The 307-nt window shown below is 61.6% G+C and carries 1 protein-coding gene; it reads left to right on the top strand.

Going from position 1 to position 307, the window contains the following annotated elements; genetic code table 11:
- Positions 1-307: transglycosylase domain-containing protein (locus QCE88_RS42020; RefSeq protein ID WP_309911951.1), on the top strand; the 307-nt coding region annotated here is incomplete at both ends.

The following is a 307-nucleotide window of genomic DNA, read 5'->3' on the forward strand; positions in this document are numbered from 1 at the left end:
GTGGTTGGCGGGGCTCGCGGCTATCGGCGTGGTGGTGGGCGGGCTGATCGTCGGCTATGCGCTCGTCGTGATGGAGCCGAACCTGCCTTCGCTCGATGCGCTGATCGACTATCGCCCGAAAGTGCCGCTTAGGGTCTACACGTCGGATCACGTGCTGATCGGCGAATTCGGCGAAGAGCGCCGCAGCCTCGTGCGTTTTCAGGACATTCCCGACCAGATGAAGAAGGCGGTGCTCGCCATTGAAGATTACCGCTTCTACGATCACGGTGGCGTCGATTTCATCGGCATTCTGCGTGCTGGCGTGAGC

The organism is Caballeronia sp. LZ035 (genome assembly GCF_031451175.1).
Taxonomy (GTDB): Bacteria; Pseudomonadota; Gammaproteobacteria; order Burkholderiales; family Burkholderiaceae; genus Caballeronia.